This window comes from Azospirillum sp. B2RO_4 (assembly GCF_051124815.1).
Classification (GTDB): domain Bacteria; phylum Pseudomonadota; class Alphaproteobacteria; order Azospirillales; family Azospirillaceae; genus Azospirillum.
The window spans coordinates 356,080-370,309 of the sequence record NZ_CP118488.1 but is presented as its reverse complement, the minus strand read 5'-3'; the positions used below and the strand labels follow the sequence as shown (position 1 = coordinate 370,309).

The following is a 14,230-nucleotide window of genomic DNA, read 5'->3' as shown; positions in this document are numbered from 1 at the left end:
TCTAAAATTCTCTGCAAGAAAGATCGAATTCATGATAAATTCTAAATCGCTGCACACAGTGAAGAAAAATATCGAAAATCATCTGCAGCCTTCATCAATAGAGATTTTCTCTGCATACTTACGTACTCAGCAAAAGCCCGAGCCTGGCAATTTACTTGCTTCTGTGGATTGAATTCGATGTCGGTGAAGCCGTCGTAAAGCACCTTTTCTTTGATCCATTCATTATGCGGCAGCAACGCACGGATATACAACCAATCATAGAACGCGTTCTTGGGCCAAAGCGGAAAATTTTGACCAAGAAAGCGAAAGCCAATCAAATCCCCTTTGCCATTCTCTCTGATAAATCTTTTGGCATCACGTGGAGGCATATCCATTATCTCAAGAAATGGTCCAGATTCTCGAAATTCTTTTGCACTCTGATATACACTTTCCAGGGGAAGCATCCTTCCTTCAACATTTATCTTTAAGCTGAATGCGCTCAACCTTCTGCCCAATTCAATCTCAGATTTAGTGGAAATTTCAAGCAGGCGACCTATACCGGACCTCCTTGCCGCATCATGCAATGCGGACACATTTTTCTTCTTTTGGGTTTCAGAAAAGCCTGGAGCCCACGTAAATTCAAAGTTTCGTTCCTCCACCAAAAGCGGTCCATCTTCAACAGGAAGAAAAACTGGGCGAACGGCCATCACCCCCCCCAGGAAATAAGTGCGGATGGGACTATATCTGGCACGAGCAACTCCATCTTTTCTGCTTTTTGCAAACGAGCCTGTATTGCCGCATCGCTCCAATTTGTTCTAGAATAAATGACATCAAGGTCCATATGCGGAATTGCATCTGAAAGATGCATGATTTTTGTATCGTTTGCATTGGCAACACCAAACGCAACCTTGACGCCAGCTATGCGTAGAACATTCGCACTAATTCGAAGGTACCTTGGCGAAGGCAATCTCCCTTGCTGGTAAGCGATATGCTTCATTGGATGGTTATTGGTAAAGCACAGACTGACATATTTGGAAATTCCTCGATGTTCGTCAAGCTGATGGCTAAGTGCATTTCCACCCGTGGCCGCCGGCCACCACCCCTGTAGTCGCATCTGTGCCTTAGACAGTAGACCCTTTTCTTTGATCGTCTGCAAATTGGAAGCATCAGTAAAGTGATAGAGGCAACGATGTTGTGAACTAGCATTGATACGCGCGATCAAATCATTAATGCTCACTTCAACCTCCCCCTCAATAGTCCGGATACCGTACCCTCCAAAGGGGAAAAGAGCAATAAATTACACCTATAAGGTACAATAGAATGCATTTGCGCGCGTGTATGACGGCTACGCACCGACTCAAGCTTAACTTTCTGGTTCATCAGCGTTCAATTTTCGCATTAGAACCAGTAAGATAGAGAGTTTCCCTCAGTGCGCCTCTTCCCAATTGTCCCCAATCCCCGCCTCGGCCACCAGCGGAACCCCGAGGTGGGCAGCGCCCTCCATCACCCCGCGCACGATCCGCGCGGCGTCCTCCGCCTCCGCTTCCGGCACCTCGAACAGCAATTCGTCGTGCACTTGCAGCAGCATCCGCGCGTTGCTGCCCGCAGCGGCCAGTGCCCCCGGCATGCGGTTCATCGCGCGCTTCATGATGTCGGCGGCCGTGCCCTGGATCGGGGCGTTGATCGCCTGACGCTCGGCGAAGGCTCGGCGGGCGGCGTTCTTTTCCTGGATGCCGGGCATGTAGCAGCGGCGGCCGAACAGAGTCACCACATAGCCGTGCTGACGAGCGAAGGCCTTGGTCGCCTCCATCCACACCTTCAATTCGTGGAAGCGCTCCAGATAGGTCTTGATGAAGGCGTTGGCCTCCCCCGGCGCGATGCCGAGCTGGCGGCCGAGGCCGAAGCCGGAGATGCCGTAGATGATGCCGAAGTTGATCGCCTTGGCCTTGCGGCGGATGTCCGGCGTCATCTGCTCCAGCGGGATGCCGAAGACCTGGGCGGCGGTGGCGGCGTGAATGTCCAGCCCGTCGCGGAAGGCGTCCTTCAACGCCTGGATGTTCGCCATCTCCGCCACCAGACGCAGCTCGATCTGCGAATAGTCGACGCTCAGCAGCTTGTGGCCGGGGGATGCCACGAAGGCGCGGCGGATCTTCTTGCCCTCCTCCGTCCGCACCGGGATGTTCTGCAGGTTGGGGTCGGTGGAGGACAGGCGGCCGGTGTTGGTCGCCGCCAGCGCGAAGGCGGTGTGGACGCGGCCGGTGACCGGCGAGATCTTCTCCTGCAGCGCGTCGGTATAGGTGCTTTTCAGCTTGGCGAGCTGGCGCCAGTCGAGCACGCGCTGGGCGATGGTGTGGCCCTGCTCCGCCAGTTCCTCCAGCACGCTGCTGTCGGTGGAATAGGCGCCGGTCTTGCCCTTCTTGCCGGTGCCGAGCTTCAGCGTGTCGAACAGGATCTCGCCAAGCTGCTTGGGCGAGCCGATGTTGAAGGTCTGGCCGGCCAGGGCGTGGACGTCCTTCTCGATCTCGGCGAGGCGGACGGACAGGCTCTGCGACAGGTCGGACAGCGCCTTCTTGTCGATGTGGACGCCGGCGCGCTCCATGTCCGCCACCACCGGGACCAGCGGACGGTCGAGAGTCTCGTACACTGTGACCATGCGGTCGTCGACCAGCCGCGGCTTCAGCAGCGTCCACAGGCGCAGCGTGATGTCGGCGTCCTCGGCGGCATAGGCCAGTGCCTTGTCCAGCGGCACGCGGTCGAAGGTGATCTGGTTCTTGCCGGTGCCGCAGACCTCCTTGAAGGGGATCGGCGTGTAGGCGAGGTGCAACTCCGCCAACTCATCCATGCCGTGGCCGTGGGACCCGCCCTCCAGCACGTAGGAGATCAGCATGCTGTCGTCGATCGGCGAGACCTTGATGCCGTTGCGGGCGAACAGCTGGTGGTCGAACTTGAAGTTGTGCCCGACTTTGAGGACCGACGGATCCTCCAGCACGTCCTTCAGGATCGCCATCGCCTCGTCGGTCGGGATCTGCTTGGGCGGCGGCGGGGCGTCGAAATCAAGCTGGCCGGCGGCGGCGGTCGAGGCGCCATGGGCGAGCGGGATGTAGCAGGCGATACCGGGCTCGGTGGACAGCGAGACGCCGACCAGCGTGGCGGTGGCCGGGGTCAGGCTGTCGGTCTCGGTGTCGACCGCCAGCACGCCGGTCTCGCGCGCCCGCTCGACCCAGCGGCGCAGCGCGTCGGCGTCCTGCACCAGCTCATAGCGAACCTCCGGCACATGCAGCACCGTCTTGCGGGCCGGGCGGTCTTCGTCGACCGTGCTTGCGGCGGCAGCCGGAGAGCTTGCGGCGGGAGTGGCGGCCGAACCGGGGGAGGCGGGAGCGCCGCCGGCCCCGTCGGCGATGCGGCCGTCCTTCTGCATCTCCATCTCGACGCGGGAGACGATGCTGCGGAATCCCTGGGCCTTCAGGAAGTCGATCAGACGCTGATGGTCAGGTTCGCGCACCCGCAGCTCGTCCAGCGGCTTGGGCGGCGGCACCTGATCGTCCAGCAGGACCAGACGGCGGGAGATGCGGGCGAGATCGGCGAACTCGATCAGCTTCTGGCGGCGGGCCGGCTGCTTGATCTTCTCGGCGTTCGCCAGCAGGGCTTCCAGGTCGCCGTACTCGGTGATCAGTTGGGCGGCGGTCTTCACGCCGATGCCGGGCACGCCGGGGACATTGTCGACGCTGTCGCCGGCCAGCGCCTGCACATCCACCACCTTGTCCGGCGGCACGCCGAATTTCTCGAACACCTCGTCGGGGCCGATGGTCTTGTTCTTCATCGGATCGAACATGCCGACGCCGGGACGGACCAGTTGCATCAGGTCCTTGTCCGACGACACGATGGTAACCGGGCGGCCGGCCTCCTGCGCCAGACGGGCGTAGGTGGCGATCAGGTCGTCGGCCTCGAAGCCCTCCAGCTCCAGGCAGGGCAGGCAGAAGGCCTCCGTCGCCTCACGGATCAAGGCGAACTGCGGCTTCAGCTCCTCCGGCGGTTCCGGGCGGTGGGCCTTGTAGTCGGGATAGAACTCGTTGCGGAAATTCAGCCGCTTGCTGTCGAAGACCACCGCCACGGCTTCCGCCTTGGCATCCGCCAGCAGCTTCAGCAGCATGTTGGAGAATCCGAGCACCGCGTTGACCGGCGTGCCGTCCGGCCGCGTCAGCATCGGCAGCGCGTGGAAGGCGCGGAAGATGAAGCCCGACCCGTCGACCAGATACAGGCCGCTGCCATCGCCGCCCGACGTGGTGCCGCCGGTGGTGGCCTTGGCTTCGGTCGCGGCGTTCTCGGAGGCGGTGGCTTCAGTCATGGTGGTCTCTCGTCCCTTCCTTGCGGGCGCTACCATCGCCGAAGGAGGGCCGGGAGTCGAGTGCCGAGACCGGGGTAGAATGCCCTCAGCCGGCGCTGTCCTCCACCGCACTGGTCACCACCGGGCCGACGAAGGCATAGCCGACGCCGTGCACCGCCTGGACCGGCAGGGCGCAGCCGCTGCGCTCCTCCACCTTGATGCGCAGGCGGCGGACCAGCGAGTCGATGGAACGGCTGTAGGGGTCCCAGTCGCGGCCCGTCAGCGCCAGGGAAATGTCCTGACGGCTCACCGCCTCGCCGGGCGCGGTGACCAGCAGCGAGAGGAACTTGTACTCCGTCGCGGTCAGCGGAACGGCAGCGCCGGTCGGCGGCTGGATGCGCCATTCGATGTCGTCGAACAGCCACGCCTTGCGCGGGTCCGCGCCCGGTGCGCCGGCGGCGGCGGGAGACGGCTGGGCCTGTTCCGCGGCGGGCGGCGACTCGGCGCCCTTCTGCATCCGGCGCATCAGCGCCTTGACCTGCGCCTCCACCTCGCGGAAATCGACCGGCTTGACCAGATAGACGTCGGCGCCAAGCTCCAGCCCGATGACGCGGTCGATCAGGCTGGAGCGCGCCGTCAGCATGATGATGGCGGCCGGCGAGCCGGCACGGATGCGGCGGGCGACCGAAAAGCCATCCTCATCCGGCAGGTTGATGTCGAGCACGATCACGTCGGCCGGCCCTGCCTCCAGCAGCCGGTCCAGTTCCGCACCGCGCGACGCACCCCGCACCTCGAAGCCGCAACGGTCGAGATATTCGACAAGATCGTCACGAAGGTCGGCTTCGTCCTCGACCACAATGATCCGGGCCACGACGCCTCACGCCCCCATTCACATTCGTATGAGGTTATCTTAAACGCCTGAGCGGGTTACGCAAACCCTATCGGACGACTGGAATGAACGAGGCCGCGCAACATCGGTTCCAACGCTTTACCTATTGGGCAGGTAGCGGTCGCCGACCGTCGCGGCATAGCGGGCAACCCACTCGCGGTCGATGGCGTCGATGCGGCCCTTCGCCTTCAGCTCGGCAAAGCAGCGGTCGAAGTCGGCGCGCAGCGATTCGTCACGGAAGACCACGCTGTAGGGCGTCGGCGGGAAGATGGCGGTGAATAGCACCGGCTGAGCCGGGTCGAACGGCAGCCCGCCGGCCGATTTCGCCTTTTCCTGAAGCTGACGGTTGTACTCGGCGAAGATCAGGCCGTCGGCCAGCACCGCGTCCACCCGGCCGGCGAACAGCAGGTTGGAATGCACCATCTGGTCGGCGCGCTCGCGGAAATCGCCGAAGCTGGGGATCGCGGCGCGCAGGCCCGGCAGCACGTCCGGCGCGCCGGAAAAGGTAATGACCCGCTTGCCCGCCAGATCGGCCAGCGACCGCACCGTCAGCCCGCTGCTTTTCAGCACCGAAGCGCCGTTCCGGTAGAGGATATAGGGGACGGAGCGGAACCCCGGCATTTCCATTCCCGCCGGCACGGTGGTAACGGCATCGACCTGCCCGCCCGCCTGGACGCCGTCGCGGTAATCGTTCCAATGGCGGCCGAACGGGACAACCTTGAAGTGCGCCTCATGTCCGCAGGCGGCCAGGGTCTCCTTGATGATGGACGCCTCGCGCCCGGTGCCGTCGGCGGTCATCATCGGCGGCAGTTCCGGCGCCAGGATCGTCACCGGTCGGGCCGCCGCGGGCAGAGCCGCGGAGACGATGCCGATGAAAAGACCAAGGCAGGCCGCAAGGTTCCCCGCGGCGGCGAATGCACGAACACCGAACGCCATCCTTCGCACTCCGTCCTTGCCAAGCTCGGATCAGGTCCGCCGCAACCGCCGCGACCAGCCCGGAGGCCGTCCGTCCCGGAAAGTAGCATGGACGACGGCGCGTCCGTCCACGGAAATTCCCGCGTCCGACAAAGGCTTCGACGACTTGACCGGGGCGTATGTTACAGTTCGTCGCATTTGGTTGGGATTGGTCGCCGGCCGTTGCCGGTCGTTCCCATTTTTCCGGCCACTCCGACAATGAACACCCCTTTGCCAAATGTTATTTCAGGACTGAGTAATTCGATCGTGCTATGGATAGGCTCAACGGCCACTCGCATGATCCCCGCCGGCTGGCTCGATGACTGTCGGCACGTTGCACGCGAGGGTGGATTTACTGATGGAAATGGGACTACCGCATCCCCGGACCTCCGGGCCCGGGGTGGCATGAAACCCGCCATGAACGCAAAGGCCCCGATCGGCCGGGTCAGGAGGATGTGGATGAGCGTCACAGGATGGGACGACACCGAATCCTATACGCTTCGCGGCGCCGGCCCCCGCGGATCGGGTGACGAGGTCACCCGCACCGGCGGATCCTCCCTGCTGACTCGCGTCATTCTGATGATCGTCGGCTGCACGCTGCTGGTCGGGCTGATCGCCATGGGCGTGTCGTCCGTGCTGGTCGGCCGGCAGCAGCGCGACGCGCTGACCCACCGCGCGACGCTGGTCGGCACGCTGCAGGCCTCGGCCATGGGGCAGGCGGTTTGGGAGTTCGACACCCGCGCCGTCGAGGCGATGATCCGCGGCCTGATGGCCGAGGATCCGGCGGTGCGCAGCGTCAAGGTGTGGGCGGCGACCGGCGGGCGCGGCAGCCATGGCGAACCGCTGGTGGAGCTGGACCGGCCGGCGGGGCGGGCCGAACTGGCGACCGTCGAACGCAAGATCCACATGTCCGACAGCAACGGCGAGCGCACGATGGTCGGCCTGCTGCGCATGACCTATTCGCTGGAGGAGGCGGAAAGCGCCACCATGACCGCGCTGGCGCCGATGGCCGGTCTGGTCTTCTTCTCGCTGCTGGCCGTCATCGGCATGATCAGCGTGCTGCTGAACCGGCTGGTTCTGGCGCCGCTCGCCCGGCTGACCCGGTCGGCCGGGGCCATCGCCGCCGGCGATTACCGCGTGCGCCTGCGCAACAGCCGCTCCGACGAGATCGGTCAGCTGACCGTCGCTTTCAACCATATGGCGGAAACCGTCCACGACTATACCGAGCGGCTGGAACAGCGCGTCGCCGAACGGACGGAGGAACTGCGGCAGTCCAACGAGCAGCTGGCGGTGGTCAACCGGCAGGTGATGGACAGCATCCAGTATGCCAGCCTTCTGCAATCGGCCATCCTGCCCGACGAGCGCGAAATGGCGCGGCGGCTGGAGGGCTTGTGCGTGCTGTGGCGGCCGCGCGACGTGGTGGGCGGCGATTTCCACATCTTCCGCGAATTCGAGGACGGCGGCTTCCTGATCGGCGTCGCCGACTGTTCCGGCCATGGCGTGCCGGGCGCCTTCATGACGATGACGGTGTCGGCCATCCTGGACCATGTGCTGTCGGAAACGCCGGACAGTGATCCGGCGGCGATCCTGGGCGGGCTGAACCGCATGGTGCGCGCAGCGCTGGCCCGTGGGCGCGACAACCCGCGCTTCGACAACGGGCTGGACATCGGGCTGTGCCTGGTGCGGCCGGACCAGGGCGACCTGCTGTTCGCCGGCGGCCGGATCGGCCTGCACATCGTCGATGCCGGCGCGGACAAGGTCGCCGAGGTCAAAGGCGACGCGCAGAGCCTGGGCTATCGCCGTTCCGACATCGGCCACCGCTTCGCCACCCACCGGGTGGAGCTGGCGCCGGGCCGCAGCTTCTACCTGACCACCGACGGCTTCCTCGACCAGGCGGGCGGCGCCCGCGGCTTCGGCTTCGGCAACCGGCGCTTCAGCACCATGCTGCTGGAGCACGCGACGATCCCGATGGCAGAGCGCCGGACGGCGTTCGCGCAGGCCCTGGCCGAGCATCAGGGCGAGCGGGCCCAGCGCGACGACATCACGCTGGTCGGCTTCACCGTTTCCCCGACCAATTCGGCGCCGGCCATGGTAACGCTTGCCGACGCATCCTCATCCCACCCCGTCCACCCGTAAGGCAGGTCGTCAAGGTACGATGAAAGGCAACGAACTCTTCAACCTGCAGGAGCTGCTGTCGCGGCAGAAGCTGCTGATCTGCTTCAGCGGCCCCTTCAGCCACAGCGTCATCGAGGAGCTGGGCAAGGCCGTCCGCAACCACCTGGAAAATGAGCGGATCGAGAAGTCGGCGATCATGGACGTCTTCTCCGTCTATGTGGAGCAGGCGCAGAACGTCCGCAACTACACGGCGTCGCGCGAAGCGCTGGGCCGGCCGATCCCGGCCAACAGCGGCATCGTCGTGATTGGCAAGGACGGCGACCATTACGTCGTCAGCTCCGGCAATCTGGTGGAGGCGGACGACGTTCCCGGCCTGTCGGCGATGCTGGAGAAGCTGCGCGGGCTGGACAAGGCCGGCCTCAAGGCGGTCTACAAGGAACAGTCGCGCAAGCCGCGCGAACCGGGCGCCAGCGGCGCCGGCCTGGGGCTGATCGACATGGCGCGCAAGGCCACCCGGCCGCTGGAATATTCGCTGCGCGCCGTGGACGACGCCTATTTCTTCTTCAGCCTTGAAGTCCAGCTATAAGAAATCACGGAACACGCATAATGGACAGTTTGCGGATCGAGGCAACCTCCTGCTCGCCCCTGATCGATTTCGATCCGGCGGCCGGGCTGCTGCGCATCGAAGGCGAATCCTATCCGGAGAATTCCTTCGACTTCTATGCGCCGGTGTTCAGCTGGCTGGAGGAGTATCTGAAGGCCCCCTCCCAGGCGGTGGTGCTGGACATCGGGCTGAGCTATCTCAACACGAGCAGCATCAAATGCATGATCGACGTGCTGGAGATGCTGGACGGCGCCCACCAGAACGGGCAGACGGTGTCGGTGCGCTGGCATTACGACAGCGACAACGACCGTGCGCTCGACATGGCCGAGGAATTCGCCGAGGACGTGTCGCTGCCTTTCGAAATTCTGGCGCACTGATAGCGCACTGAGCACCCGGGATGACGATGCGGTCGCAGGAACAGGAGCTTCGTCAGTGGGTTCAGCGGCTGGCCGAGGATCCGGCCAATGCCGACAACCCGCTGCTGGCGGAATTCCAGACGCTGGCGGAACGGCACGGCAAGCTTTTGCGCCAGTTCCGCAAGATCGCCAAGATCAGCGACCGCCTTCAGACCGAGACCAAGGAAATGGCGCTCCAGCAGCGCCAGTTCGTGCTGATGGTCAGCCACGAATTCCGCACGCCGCTGGCGATCATCGACAGCGCCTCGCAGATGCTGGAGCTTGAGCCGAAGCTGCCGGCTTCGGCGATGCCGCGGGTGGGCAAGATCCGCAACGCGGTCCAGCGGATGCTGCACCTGATCGAACGCTGCCTGACCAACGACCGGCTGGGCACTGCGGCGGCGCGGCCGATGGCCTTCGACCTCGCGGCGATGCTGACCGCGCTGGTGGGGGAGGTGGGGGCGTCGGCCTGCGGCCACCGGGTCGAGCTGCATGGCGCCGACCGCCCGCTCCCGATCCCCGGCGACCGCGACCTTTTGGCAATTGTGTTTTCCAACCTGCTGGAGAACGCTGTCAAATACTCGCCGAACGGGGGGACGATCCGTGTCGACCTCTCATCCGGCGAGGGCCAGGTCACGGTGGGAATCACAGACGAGGGAATCGGCGTCAATGCGGCCGACGCGGCCCGGCTGTTCGACAAGTATTTCCGTGCGTCCAATGCCGCAGGGACGACCGGTGCCGGCCTGGGGCTCCACCTTGCCCGCTGCATCGTGGACAATCACGGCGGCGGCATCTCGATGACGAGCGAGCTGGGGCGGGGATCGGCCTTTACCGTCCGGCTGCCGGTGCCGCGGGCCGAGGTCCGGGCAACCGCGGCGGCTCCGGTGGCGGGAGAGGCGTCGTGACCGGCGATCGGAAATCCGCCGGCACCGGGCTTGAGGGCGCGACGGTGACGGGTTTGCCCAGACGCTGGGCCTTGCGGCGGGGAACGGTGGGCATGATGCTGCAGGAACAGAAGATCCAGGACTGGCTCGCCCGCCTTGCGGAGAACCCGGATTACGCCGACCATCCGCTGATGAGGGAATTCCGCGCGCTCGCCGACGACCATCTGAAGCTGATGCGGCAGCTGACCAAGATCGCCAAGATCAGCGATCGCATGCAGACCGACACCCGCCAGATGGCGCGGGCGCTGCACGCCGCCTCTCAGACCGATCCGCTGACCGACCTGCCCAACCGCCGCCAGATGATCGAACGGCTGGAGGCGGAGCTGTGCCGTGTCGGCCGCAACGGCGGCTGCTTCGCGCTGATCATGCTGGACATCGACCATTTCAAGGATGTGAACGACGCCTTCGGCCATGCCGCAGGCGACCATGTTCTGGTTGAAGTCGCCGGCCTGCTGCGGCGGAACCTGCGCGGGCACGATTTGTGCGCCCGCTGGGGCGGCGAGGAGTTCCTGATCCTGTTGCCCGACACCGATCAGGTCCAGGCCGAAGCGGTGGCGGAAAAGCTGCGAGACATCATCGCCCGCCATCCCATCGCGTATCAGGAACACGACATCGCCGTCACCCTGAGCCTGGGCGTCGCCGCCTATCGCGAGGGGCGGACGGCCGATGCCTGCATCCAGGCGGCCGACGATGCGCTGTACATCGCCAAGCGCGCCGGACGGAACAGGTGGGCCGCGGCGGCCTGACTAAGGCTGCGGAAAAGTTGGCTCGGGAGCCGGGGCCGCAACCACGCCGATATTCAATTCCTCCAACTGCGCCAGGGCGCCGGCCATGTCGGTGGCGACCAGATTGGCGTCGGTCTCGGCACTGGCGCGCTCCGGGACCTCGGCTTCCGGATGGGCGCTCCACAGGCAGAGCAGGATCGGCACGCGCGGGCCGAAATGCAGGCGCAGGCGGCGCAGCATCCGCCGGCAATGGCCGAGAGCCGAGGGATTGAGAGAGGACAGCACCACCGCATCCACACCCGCGGTGCCGAGGCTGGCGATGGCGCGCGACGACGCCTTCTCGCAGGGGACGACATCGGCATGGGTACCGCGGCCGATCAGCAGATAGGCGAGAACCCCGGCCGCCGCTTCGTCCAGATTGTTGCGGGCAGCGACGCAGAGAACGCGCCGCGCCGGGTCGGCGGTTACGGCTGTCTCGCTCAGCTCGTCCAGCAGGCTCGCCATGCCCTCCGCCACCGCCTGCCGGCCATCCGGGTTCAGGCTGCCGCGCTGGCGGTCCTGCTCGGCCAGCGACAGGGCGGGAAGCAGCAGGCCGTCGGCCAGTTCGACCGGGCTGCAGGCGCCGAGCCGCTCCTCGGCAAGCTCCGTCGCCTCGGTGGGGTCCCGGGCCAGCAGGCGCTGGTACACCTTCGCCTCGTCGGGCAGGACGGGGCGGTCGCCCAGCATCACCTCAAGGAAATGCAGCTGCGGCACATGGCGCCCCAGCACGACAAGGCACACCGTCAGCGGCGTCGCCAGCAGCAGCCCGACGGGTCCCCACAGCGTCGTCCACACCACCGCCGCGACGATGATGGCGAGTGAGGACAGGCCGGTCGCCGTGCCGTAGAGCCAGGGCTCCACCACATTGTTGGAGAACAGCTCCACCGCCACGAACAGGGCGATGCACAGCAGCGGCAGGGTCCAGCCGGTGTCGACCGCGAAGGACAGCAGGATCGGAAAGGCCGACGCAATCACCGGCCCCAGGAACGGGATGAAGCGAAGGGCCGTCGCCAGCAACCCCCACAGCAGCGGGTTCGGCACGCCCAGCAGCCACAGCCCGACGCCGATGGGAATGCCGTAGGTGACGTTCACCACCACCTGCATCAGCAGATAGCGGCTGACCCGCTCGCCGGCGTCGTTCATCGCCTCCGTCGTGCGGCTGAGATCGCCGGACCCGACCAGACGGATCAGGCGGTCGCGCAGATCCTCCCGCTTCAGCAGCATGAAGATGGTGAAGACCAGCACCATGCCGGCGGTGGCGATGGGCGTCATCGCCGGGCCGAGAACCCGGCTGGCGAGGTCGAACACGCCGGTGTCGGACTGGTCGATGCGCACGGGCACGGGTTCGCGGCGCGGCGGGGTGGCGGAGCCGGCCTGCGGAGAGGTGGGCGCGGCCGTGGAACCTTGCTGCTCGGCCGGCGCGTTGCCGGTTGCGTTCTCCAGTTCCTGCTTGAGATCGCGGAAGGCTTCGGTCGCCTGCTTGATGGCGCCGCGGTCGCCGGTCGAGGCGGTGGCGCTGCGCAGGGATTCGATCTTGGTGTGGATGTTGCGCTGATAGGTCGGCAGATTGTCGGCCAGATCGCCGAGTTGGCTGCCGACCACCGCGCCGAAGCCGATGATGGCGAGGAACAGCAGAACCACCACCGCCAGCACCGACGGCACCCGGCCGAGGCGCCAGCGCTCCAGCCGGCTGACGATGGGCGTCAGCACGAAGCCGAGCAGCACCGCCAGCGCGATCGGCATCAGGATGTCCGCCGCCAGATACAGCGTCACCACGATCAGCGTGATGATGAGCAGGATGGTCTGGGTGGAGACGGGCGGAGCGGCCTTCGTCACCGCGATTGGGCGTGCCTGCAGCCGGCGGGCGGTGTCCTCGGCCATGATCGTCGGGCTTTCCGGAAGGGTGAATGCCCGACAGGAACACCGGCCGTGCCGCCACGTTCCCTACCGCCGCGCTTCCAGGAGGCACGGGCAATTCGCGGGCAAGACACCGATCCGGTAAGGGCGCTGGACAAGGCGTGTTTCGGTGGCATCTTCGGCACGGGGACGCGGGCAATCACGGTGGACAGGGGACGCGACGACCATGCGCTGGTTCATTCTTGCCATCCTGTTCATTGCCCGCACCTGCATGGCGCTGGAATTCCAGATGCTTGGCGCTCTGATGCCATTTGCGCGACTGGATTTGAACAGCGACTATGCCGCCATGGGCCAGCTGATGGGGCTGTTCATGCTGCCGGGGATCGTGATGGCCCTGCCGGCCGGCATGCTGAGCAGCCGGTTCGGGTTGAAGCGGCTGGCGGTTTTCAGCCTGCTCCTGCTGGCCGGAGGCAGCGCTCTGTTTTCGGTCAGCCACGATTACGGCACCGCCCTGGCCGGGCGCCTGCTCGGCGGGGCCGGCAACGCGGTGCTCAGCGTGCTGGTGTCGGCGATGGTGGCCGAATGGTTCCGCGACCGCGAGCTGTCGACGGCGCTGTCCATCGTGTTCATCAGCTGGCAGTTCGGGCTGGCCGTCGCGCTGGCGCTTTTCCCGGCGATCGCGGAGGCTGCATCCTGGCGGTGGGCCTGCCATCTGACGACGCTGGTCTGCCTGACGGTGGCGGTTCTGGTCGGGCTGACCTACCGCTCACCGTCCGGCACCGTCGTCGCAAGGCGGAGCATGCCGAGCCTGCGCCTGATCCTCCGGCGGCAGAGCATCCTTCCCACGCTCGCCGGCATCATCTGGACCGCCTACAATGTCGGACAGGTGATTTTCCTGACCTATGCGCCCGCCCTGCTGGCCTCCACCGGCATGTCGGTGACCGAGGCGTCGGGCACCGTCAGTTTGACCGTGTGGGTGACCATGGCCACCATGCCGCTGGGTGGGCTGCTGACCGACCGTTTCCGCTGGCCGCTGCTGCCGGTTGCAGTCGGATCGCTGGGTGCCGCGGCGGCGGGGACCGCCTTCAGCCTGGGGGCGCCGCCGGTGGCGAGCTGCATCATCGCCGGCCTGTTCCTTGGCCTGCCGGCCGGCGGCATCCTGGCCCTGCCCGCCCGGCATGCCGACCCGGCCGACACAGCCTGGTCGCTTGGCTGGTTCATGACCGTCTTCTATATCCTGATGACCCTGATCCAGATGATGGCCGGTCTGATCCGCGACCGGACCGGCAGCGACCTCGTCACAGTCGAGTTCGGCTGTGCGCTGCTGGCGCTCGTCGCCATCGGACTGATCCCGTTCGAACTGGCGCGCCGCGCCTTGCGGCCGTCTCCCGCCATCGCGGCCTGA

General features: G+C 65.4%; 12 protein-coding genes. 6 read left to right on the top strand and 6 right to left on the bottom strand.

The features are described 5' to 3' along the window. Positions 1-41: 41 nt before the first annotated feature. The 5 genes from PWS46_RS22425 to PWS46_RS22405 form a co-directional block, all read right to left on the bottom strand. On the bottom strand, positions 42-686 hold the full coding sequence (locus tag PWS46_RS22425; protein ID WP_434623071.1) for a DarT1-associated NADAR antitoxin family protein: 645 nt from the start codon (positions 684-686) through the stop codon (positions 42-44). After that, on the bottom strand, positions 686-1,216 hold the full coding sequence (locus PWS46_RS22420; RefSeq protein WP_434623070.1) for a DarT ssDNA thymidine ADP-ribosyltransferase family protein: 531 nt from the start codon (positions 1,214-1,216) through the stop codon (positions 686-688). Before PWS46_RS22420 ends, PWS46_RS22425 begins: the two co-directional genes overlap by 1 nt. 189 nt (positions 1,217-1,405) lie before the next feature. Further along, on the bottom strand, positions 1,406-4,324 hold the full coding sequence (polA, locus tag PWS46_RS22415) for a DNA polymerase I (protein WP_434623069.1): 2,919 nt from the start codon (positions 4,322-4,324) through the stop codon (positions 1,406-1,408). An 85-nt stretch (positions 4,325-4,409) separates the two neighbouring features. Continuing rightward, the gene (locus PWS46_RS22410; RefSeq protein ID WP_434623068.1) at positions 4,410-5,174 is read right to left on the bottom strand and encodes a response regulator transcription factor; all 765 of its coding nucleotides are present in this window, start codon (positions 5,172-5,174) and stop codon (positions 4,410-4,412) included. 117 nt (positions 5,175-5,291) lie between these two features. Continuing rightward, complete coding sequence (locus PWS46_RS22405) at positions 5,292-6,128, bottom strand: substrate-binding periplasmic protein (protein ID WP_434623067.1); 837 nt, start codon at positions 6,126-6,128, stop codon at positions 5,292-5,294. A gap of 477 nt (positions 6,129-6,605) precedes the next feature. Between PWS46_RS22405 and PWS46_RS22400 the strand changes: the two genes are divergently transcribed. The 5 genes from PWS46_RS22400 to PWS46_RS22380 are packed head-to-tail and all read left to right on the top strand — an operon-like array spanning position 6,606 to position 10,950. Then, on the top strand, positions 6,606-8,282 hold the full coding sequence (locus PWS46_RS22400; protein ID WP_434623065.1) for a SpoIIE family protein phosphatase: 1,677 nt from the start codon (positions 6,606-6,608) through the stop codon (positions 8,280-8,282). Between the two features lie 19 nt (positions 8,283-8,301). Then, complete coding sequence (locus tag PWS46_RS22395) at positions 8,302-8,847, top strand: SiaB family protein kinase (RefSeq protein ID WP_149273278.1); 546 nt, start codon at positions 8,302-8,304, stop codon at positions 8,845-8,847. A gap of 20 nt (positions 8,848-8,867) precedes the next feature. After that, on the top strand, positions 8,868-9,242 hold the full coding sequence (gene siaC / locus PWS46_RS22390) for a biofilm regulation phosphoprotein SiaC (RefSeq protein WP_434623064.1): 375 nt from the start codon (positions 8,868-8,870) through the stop codon (positions 9,240-9,242). A 20-nt stretch (positions 9,243-9,262) separates the two neighbouring features. Then, positions 9,263-10,165: a sensor histidine kinase gene (locus PWS46_RS22385; protein ID WP_434623063.1), complete on the top strand. Its 903-nt coding sequence runs from the start codon at positions 9,263-9,265 to the stop codon at positions 10,163-10,165. Then, positions 10,162-10,950: a GGDEF domain-containing protein gene (locus PWS46_RS22380; RefSeq protein ID WP_434623062.1), complete on the top strand. Its 789-nt coding sequence runs from the start codon at positions 10,162-10,164 to the stop codon at positions 10,948-10,950. The genes PWS46_RS22385 and PWS46_RS22380 overlap by 4 nt, the downstream gene beginning before the upstream one ends. On the opposite strand, the gene PWS46_RS22375 is transcribed toward PWS46_RS22380, so the two are convergent. After that, positions 10,951-12,849, bottom strand: coding sequence for an AI-2E family transporter (locus PWS46_RS22375; protein WP_434623061.1), 1,899 nt, complete (start codon positions 12,847-12,849; stop codon positions 10,951-10,953). It lies immediately after the preceding gene. 202 nt (positions 12,850-13,051) lie between these two features. Here PWS46_RS22375 and PWS46_RS22370 point away from each other — a divergent pair, with 202 nt between their 5' ends. Further along, a complete protein-coding gene (locus PWS46_RS22370) occupies positions 13,052-14,230 on the top strand; it encodes an MFS transporter (RefSeq protein ID WP_434623060.1) in 1,179 nt (392 codons plus the stop codon).

Bases quoted from the DNA above. Each gene is read 5' to 3' on its own strand.
- PWS46_RS22370 (WP_434623060.1), top strand. From the start codon at position 13,052: ATGCGCTGGTTCATTCTTGCCATCCTGTTCATTGCCCGCACCTGCATG.
- PWS46_RS22400 (WP_434623065.1), top strand. From the start codon at position 6,606: ATGAGCGTCACAGGATGGGACGACACCGAATCCTATACGCTTCGCGGC.
- PWS46_RS22425 (WP_434623071.1), bottom strand. From the start codon at position 686: ATGGCCGTTCGCCCAGTTTTTCTTCCTGTTGAAGATGGACCGCTTTTG.
- polA (WP_434623069.1), bottom strand. From the start codon at position 4,324: ATGACTGAAGCCACCGCCTCCGAGAACGCCGCGACCGAAGCCAAGGCC.
- PWS46_RS22385 (WP_434623063.1), top strand. From the start codon at position 9,263: ATGACGATGCGGTCGCAGGAACAGGAGCTTCGTCAGTGGGTTCAGCGG.
- PWS46_RS22375 (WP_434623061.1), bottom strand. From the start codon at position 12,849: ATGGCCGAGGACACCGCCCGCCGGCTGCAGGCACGCCCAATCGCGGTG.
- PWS46_RS22395 (WP_149273278.1), top strand. From the start codon at position 8,302: ATGAAAGGCAACGAACTCTTCAACCTGCAGGAGCTGCTGTCGCGGCAG.
- PWS46_RS22405 (WP_434623067.1), bottom strand. From the start codon at position 6,128: ATGGCGTTCGGTGTTCGTGCATTCGCCGCCGCGGGGAACCTTGCGGCC.
- siaC (WP_434623064.1), top strand. From the start codon at position 8,868: ATGGACAGTTTGCGGATCGAGGCAACCTCCTGCTCGCCCCTGATCGAT.